The organism is uncultured Wocania sp. (assembly GCF_964021735.1).
In the GTDB taxonomy this organism is placed as follows: Bacteria; Bacteroidota; Bacteroidia; order Flavobacteriales; family Flavobacteriaceae; genus Wocania_A.
The window spans coordinates 1-7,789 of the sequence record NZ_CAXIBN010000145.1 but is presented as its reverse complement, the minus strand read 5'-3'; the positions used below and the strand labels follow the sequence as shown (position 1 = coordinate 7,789).

The following is a 7,789-nucleotide window of genomic DNA, read 5'->3' as shown; positions in this document are numbered from 1 at the left end:
GCGGCTTGGATTAATTCTTTGAAATGATAGTTTTAAAAAGAATTTTTTAAACTGATAATTTTTCTTGAAGAAACTGGGTTTCCATTATTTGTAAATCCTTCTATACAAATTTCATATTCACCAATATAGTCTGACGTATAAAAATAAAATTGGATTTCGTCTGTATTAAATTTGAAATTTGGAAACCAAAATAACTGAGTTCTAAAATCTGGAATACGTTTTAAATCGACATTGTTATCATATACTTGCTTAAAGTAATTTTTATTTACTTGTGGTTTTTCTAATTCAAAATATTTAATATAACTATCAGTTGAAAAATGTTTGTAATCTCCTTCAATTGTTTCTATTGAAATGATTCCCATAAAAAATTGTCCTCCATAATTATATCTACTGCGTACAAGATTAATTGATTTTATGTTTTTTGCATCATAATCGATTATGTCATTATGGTTTTGAATTGGAACGCCATCAATTAATACTAATGGTAATAAATCAGATTTAGTAATCTGATTATAAAATTTTATGTGAAATGTATATTCATCATTTTTTTGTGCAACATATGCTGCGTCAATAACTTCAGTGATCGTCTTTTTTAGTGTTTTGAATCTTGTATAATCGTTCAAAAAATATTTTATCTCTTTAGACTTATAAAATAGAGGTTTTGATTTTACAGGAATAATACTATCATTTTTAATACTATGATATGCATTCTCAATTTGATTAGAAATACTTTTTTGTAATATTAAATTATTTAAACTAGGTGATAGTTCGAAATCATTAAATGATAAATCATCAAATTTTGGTGATTTGTAATTGTCAAGTTCTATCCTATATCCATCTCTTTTTACATCCATAACTTGAACAATTGCATTGGGGTATTCATATTTTTCATCCACATTAAAATAAAACATACCAGATTTATTAGTTGTAGCGATTTTGAATATATATTCTTTACCAGGTATAGAAAGGCCAACTTTTATATTAGATTTTGGGATATTTGAATCCTTAAAATAAACTCTACCAGTTAATAATTCTCCTCTTAATTCAGGAAGAAATAGTATTGAGTCTTTAGTTACTTTATTTAATTGTCTTTTGTTTGAAAATGAAGTAAAATTAATCATATTTGGTGCATTAACTGAATCTATTTTTTTAACAGAAATAGAATAGTTGCCATGAGATAACTTTCCTTTAAGACCTTTTATAGTCAAAACTACTTTTTCCCTATTTATAAAACTTTGTTTGTTTGTATTTACTTCTAAAAATTCACTTTTAATGGGACTTTTTGAAATTTTAATATCATCATCATTCTCATTTTTAATAGCCTCTTTATGTTCGCTTGTTTTTACCTTTAACTTTTTGTTCGCCCTAAAGGGGTTTATTATAGTGATATCATTTTGAAAAAAAGTATTTTCTCCTCCATTTCTCATCCATTGTGTATAAGCAATAAGCTTGTAGTTGCCAGAAGGAATAGATGTATTAATAAAAAAATCTCCTTTCCCTAAGCCAGATTTTAATGATATTTTATGCTTAAGAACTGTGCTTTTATCAGAATTTATTAATTCAACATAGGCTATTTTACTTAGGTTACTAAATTTATTAGTATTGGCATTAAGGCAATAAATTTTGTAAAATAAATTTTCTCCAGAAACTAAAAAAGTAGAATTAAAATGAACAAATATTTTTTCCTGCGGAAAATCATTAATGCTTAAATTGATATCTTTTTTATCTATATTTTGACTATGGAATACAGAGAAACCACTAGAAAATAAAATAATAAGTATGTATATGTTTTTTTTCATTTTCATTAATTTAATCAACCCAAAAATCTGGTTTTGTAGTAGTTCCTATTTTTGTACAATCTCCACATGAAGCATTAACTACATTGGGTAGTTGGTCGGGAACCAAGCTGTGAAAAACAACTTTATTGTTTATTACAGATTCAGTTAGTTTACTAATATCATTAATTTGAAAAATAGTACAATCTTCAAAATAAGGCGGTAGTGGTTCATTAGGAAAAAAATCAGAAAAATTAAAAAAGATTCTTTCTGTTGAAACTGATGAAATATCAAAATAACCAACAACCTTTTCTTTGCTATTTTCTACAGAAAATAAATTACCATTAAAAAATCCTGGTTGATTTTGAGAAAACACATCTTCAGAGCTTGAAAATTTATTCAAAGTTTTGTAAAAGGTAAATGCTTCTAAAGACTGCGCATATTGCTTCACCAAAATGCTATATCTTGTTCTTATAACAGGATTGTCTCTATGAATAACTCTTACCGGAAAAGCAGAAGGATTTCCTAGTGACGTGTTTTCAACTTTTAACTGTATAATACTATCCGAAGCTACTGTATTATAACACACCCTTTTTTCAGGAGGTCTACAACACAATTCACCCCAACTTAATTGTCCAGTGCTTGATACTATAAATTCTCCAGCTACCCAAGATGAAGCCAAAATTTTATAAGTTTCTTCGTATTCGTATCGAAAGTATTTCGAGCTTGACGAGCCATTAAATCCATCAATATAAATGCTTATATTTTCGTTACCAGTATCTTTATCTATTTCTACAGATGCGTATAAACTATTTATAGGAACCGTATTAGGTGCTTTTGTGGGTTGAGATTTATAGGTTTTACCATTATTAGTAATTACTGTTAGCGTGTAAGCACTGTTTGGTGAAGCTCCAAATGCTGTTTTAGACGTGTATACACCAGTGCTAGTTTCTTCAAACTCAAATGTATTTTGATTATCATCAGTAATCATAACTTGAGCATTATTTTCTTTTGAAGGTGTAAATTCTTCTAAAGAAAAGGTTCTAGAGAGTTTAATTTCTTGATGTTTAACTTCATCAGTTATAATAGCTTCAATTATTAAGGTGTCTTCAAAATCAATAGATTTGAGATTAAATGGTTCTGTGCAACTAATAACAAAAAAAGTTGTCAGCATTTGCGCTAAACAATATGTTCTGTTATGTTTCATTTATCTTTTATGGTTGTTATAATTAAATATTTTATTAAATCAATCTATCCAAAACTCAGGTTTTATACTTGTTCCTAATTTTCTACAATCCCAACACTGTATTTCAATCCAAAGCACTGGAACGCCTGGAGCGTGGCTAAATTCGACAATCAATTCAGCTTCTAACAAACTTTTTAATACATTAGGGTCAGGAATTTCAAAAGGCGTGCAATCTCCAAAAAATGGTGGCAGTGGTTCATTTGGAAAGAAATCAGAAAAATTAAAAAAGATTCTTTTTGATGAAAAAGATGAAATATCAAAATATCCTATAACTTTTTCTTTACTATCATTAACAGAAAATAAATTGCCACTAAAAAAACCTGGCTGGTTTTGAGAAAGTAAACTTTCTGAGTTAGAAAACTTAGTCAAAATATTATAAAACGTAAAGGCTTCTAAAGATTGTGTATACTGTTTAACTAAAATACTATACCGTGTTCTTATTTTGGCATCATCTCTAGATATTACATGTACAGGAAAAGCAGACGAATTGCCTTGTGATAAATTATCAGTTCTTAATTGTATAATACTGTCTGATGCAATTGTATTATAGCACACTTCCCTTTTTCGTGCTTCAGCACATTGTTCCAACTCATGTGCTGTTGGTGGTCTTGGTGGATCAGTAAACACGCCAAAAGCACATTCAGGGTCTTTAAAAGCTGGGGCAATAATCTTATAAGTTTCTTCGTATTCGTAGCGAAAGTATTTTGTATTTGCTAAAGGGTCGAAACCATCTACAAAAATAGTCATATTTTCATTACCAGTATCTTCGTTTACTTCTCTAGAGGCGTATAAGTTGTTTATTGGAGATATATTTGGTAATTGCGCTGGTTGCGATTTATAGGTTTTACCATTATTGGTAATTACTGTTAGTGTATAATCCCTATTTGGGCTTGCTCCAAAGGCTGTTTTAGATGTGTATATACCTGCATCAGTTTCTTCAAACTCAAATGTATTTTGGTTATCATCAGTAATCATAACTTGCGCATTACTTTCTTTTGAAGGCGTAAATTCTTCTAAAGAAAAGGCTCTAGAGAGTTTGATTTCTTGATGCTTAACTTCATCAGTTATAATAGCTTCAATTACTAAAGCGTCTTCAAAATCAATAGATTTAAGATTAAACGGTTCTGTACAACTAAGAACAAAAAAAGCCATCAGCATCCATATTATATAATATGTTTTGGTATGTGTCATTTTTCTTTTTAAGCCTTTTAAAATTTTATATTATAAGTTATAGTTGGTATTGGAATTGCAAAAATTGAGCTTTGATAAGCTTTTATTTGACCGTTTTCTGTAACAAAAAATACAGAATAAGGGTTGTTTCTACCGAGTACGTTGTATATAGAAATATTCCAAAAACTATGTGCTAATTTCTTTGTTTTGTGGTTGCCTTCAATATTTAAACCAAGGTCTAATCGATAATAATCTGGAATTCTAAATTCGTTTCGGTTACTATACAAAGCATATTCATTGCCTAAATAGACATAGGTGCCTACGGGATATGTTACTGGTCTTCCTGTTTGATAAGCAAAATTAAATGAAAAACTAAAACGCTTTGTCATTTTATAATTTGCAACTAAGCTAATATCGTGTGGTTTATCGTAATTAGAAGGGAAATAATCACCATCATTAACACGCTCTTCACTAAACTCACTATCTAGTTTTATTAAAGATCTAGAATAGCTGTAAGCCAACCAACCATTAAGATCGCCATTGTTTTTTTTAGCTAAAAACTCAACACCATACGATTTTCCTACACCTTGAAACACTTCGGTTTCAACAAATTCATTAAGCAATAAATCGGCACCAACTTTATAATCTAAAATGTCTTTTGAAGTTTTATAATAACCTTCAACACTCAACTCGTAATCATCTAAGTTTTTAAATACCCCAAAGTTAAATTGATTTGCGCGCTGTGGTTTTATGTTTGAATCAGATAATTTCCAAGTATCTAAAGGCGATTGCGTTGTGTTATTAGATAGCGCATGTATGTATTGATATGTACTACTGTATCCCGCTTTTATAGATAAATCTTCGGTTAAAAAATAACGTGCCGAAGTCCTAATTTCAGGACCACCGTATGTTTTTATTACTTCGTTTTTTGAATGCGTTCTTGTTTCAATTAAAGTACCTTCATTTCTGGGCTGTCCAGCTTCATATATTCTTTCATTAGCTGCGCCTAGCGAGGCGTAAAATGAATAGCGAAGCCCTAAACTTAATGAGAGTTTTTCGTTAACTTTATAATTGTCTGATATAAAAAATGCTGATTCTAAACCACGTTCTTCAGGAATTATAATGGGGTTTATGATAGAGTTTTCGCCCAAAGGTTCTTTACTTCCTGGATTTAAAGTATATAACTTGCTTGATACACCATAATTTAGCTTGTGCTTATCATTAATTGCAGTATTCATTTTATACTTAATAAGCGTTTCATTTATTTTATAGTTTAAATCAAAATCTTTATCGGCATTAGCTTCAAATCCTATATTAAATTGATATTGGCTATTATTAAGTATTAAACTTCCTTTATTTTTTTTATTAAATGTATGATGCCATTTTAATGTAGCTAGTTGATTGCTATAACTAAATAATGAGTCAGAAGTAATACTAAACCTATCTTTACTATAATAGCCTGTAGCTTCAATATTATTGTTATCATTTATTTTATGGTCGTATTTTAAAATAAGATCATAAAACGAAGCTTGACTGTTTTTAAGCGCTTCATCATCTAAAGATTTTAATACCCAATCAGAATACGTACCACGGGCGCCAATAAGCAATGATGATTTTTCTTTTGCAATTGGTATTTCTAACATTATATTACTAGTAACTGGACCAATAGAAGCTTCTCCAGACAGCTTTTCTGTATTCGGTTTTTTTGTTTTAATATCAAAAACCGAAGACAGTCTACCACCAAATTCTACAGGAATATTGCCTTTATAAATCTCAAGACTACCCACTGTGAATGGATTTAATGCTGAAAATATGCCAAAAAAGTGTGTTGGATTATAAACAATGCTCTCGTCTATAAGAATAAGGTTTTGGTCTGTTTTTCCACCTCTTACGTTATAACCACTTGCACCTTCACCTGCTGTAGAAATGCCGGGTAACGCTGTGGCAACTTTTAACAAATCGCGTTCTCCTAAAACTAACGGAATAGTTTTTATTTCTTCTATTTCTATTTTGGTTATTCCACCAATTACTTCAGCAACATTTCTGTCTTTTTGAGATGTAATAACAATTTCATCTAATTGTACTTCAGCACTAACGTCTAAATCAAAATTTGCTTTTCCATTATTATAAATTACAATTTTTTTAACTACCCCTTTAACTACTAAAGATTTAAATTCAATTAAATTAATGCCAGATGGAAGTGTTAAAGAATAGTAACCATCTTGGTTTGTAACGGCATTAATATCTTTGTCTTTAACAGTTAAAACCAAATCTATTAAAGGTTCTTTAGTTATTTTATTTCTAACATATCCAGAAAGTATAAAATTTTCTTGAGATAAATTGGTGTTTTCTTTTCCAATTTTTATTATTTCTATATTTTTATTTAAATCCTCATCTTTAAAAAATACAGGCTCTGAAATGCTATTAGCATCATTTTTTTTATACTCTTCTTTAATAAAGTTTAGTGGTAGTTCATCACGTATTAAGCTGTTGTTTGTTAAAATGATTTCTTTGTTAGGTGATATATAATAATTAATTGTTGTGTCTTTAAATATATCGTTAAGTATAATATTTAGAGAAGTATTATTGTATTTGCCAGATATTAAAGTATCATCTAACCAAGATTTAATAAAGTAAAATTGATAACCTGTAATACCTTCAATTTGTTTGATAACATCAATTTTACTCGAGTTTTCAAACTGTATCGATATTTCCTTATCATTTTTTTGAGCAAGTAAAGTGTACGTAATATTGAAAAATAGAAATAGACATAGAAAATTCTTCATTATTTGCACTTATAATTTGGATAGGGTATTAGTTAACTCTTTCACTAGTTTTTGTATAAAAAGATCATAATTTATATTCAACAATTCACTTTGCGTTTTATAGAGTGAGCTGATTTCTTTTTTATATTCTGGTAACAACTTGATTAAGCTTTTTTTAGATTTTGTTATTTTATGATATTCATTTTTAAAGTAAAGCAAATATTCATCTTTGCTTTTAAAGCTATAAAGCATAGATCTTCCAGAATAGTATTTATTTGAGGTTTTAATATTTTTTTTATAAACAGCAAGTTTTGAGCTTTCTATAATAACTTCATAAAAGCTATTTTCATTTGTTAAGTCTCTTATAGAGATGAAGTTAGATCCGTTTATGGAAAAACTATAAACTTTTTCTTTGATTAATTGAATAGAAAAGGAGTTTGTTTGGGTTGGAACTTCAACTATAATTTCATCGTTATGTATATCATATTTCATTGCTATATCAAAATACGGCTGTCCATTATAAACTATGTCACCAGTTTGAAAAGATGAGGATGAATAAAATTCATGATTACCATTACTAGTTCTATATTTTTCAGTATATGCAGTTCCATTTAAAAGACCAATATTCTCGAGCCCCACATTAGTATCAAACCATTTATAAAGTGCTTTATCATTGGTTGATGTTTGGCAGTTTATTGAAATAGCTGTCAGTAGAAAAAAATAAATAGAAATATGTTTTAGCTTAAACATTATATAAAATAAATAGGAAATTGAATCTTTCCATTTGCAATATTCATTAAATAACTCAAGGTAATAAATTTTTTCGACAGAGG

At 28.7% G+C, this 7,789-nt stretch carries 5 protein-coding genes; all 5 read right to left on the bottom strand.

The window, feature by feature from the left end; translation table 11 throughout:
- Window positions 1-32: 32 nt before the first annotated feature.
- Window positions 33-1,799: a hypothetical protein gene (locus AADI82_RS11865; RefSeq protein ID WP_341216645.1), complete on the bottom strand. Its 1,767-nt coding sequence runs from the start codon at window positions 1,797-1,799 to the stop codon at window positions 33-35.
- A gap of 10 nt (window positions 1,800-1,809) precedes the next feature.
- The gene (locus AADI82_RS11860) at window positions 1,810-2,982 is read right to left on the bottom strand and encodes a DUF4249 domain-containing protein (RefSeq protein WP_341216644.1); all 1,173 of its coding nucleotides are present in this window, start codon (window positions 2,980-2,982) and stop codon (window positions 1,810-1,812) included.
- A 39-nt stretch (window positions 2,983-3,021) separates the two neighbouring features.
- The gene (locus AADI82_RS11855) at window positions 3,022-4,212 is read right to left on the bottom strand and encodes a DUF4249 domain-containing protein (RefSeq protein ID WP_341216643.1); all 1,191 of its coding nucleotides are present in this window, start codon (window positions 4,210-4,212) and stop codon (window positions 3,022-3,024) included.
- 17 nt (window positions 4,213-4,229) lie between these two features.
- On the bottom strand, window positions 4,230-6,977 hold the full coding sequence (locus AADI82_RS11850; RefSeq protein ID WP_341216642.1) for a TonB-dependent receptor: 2,748 nt from the start codon (window positions 6,975-6,977) through the stop codon (window positions 4,230-4,232).
- A 9-nt stretch (window positions 6,978-6,986) separates the two neighbouring features.
- The coding region (locus tag AADI82_RS11845) for a hypothetical protein (RefSeq protein WP_341216641.1) at window positions 6,987-7,789 on the bottom strand (803 nt) is incomplete at its 5' end.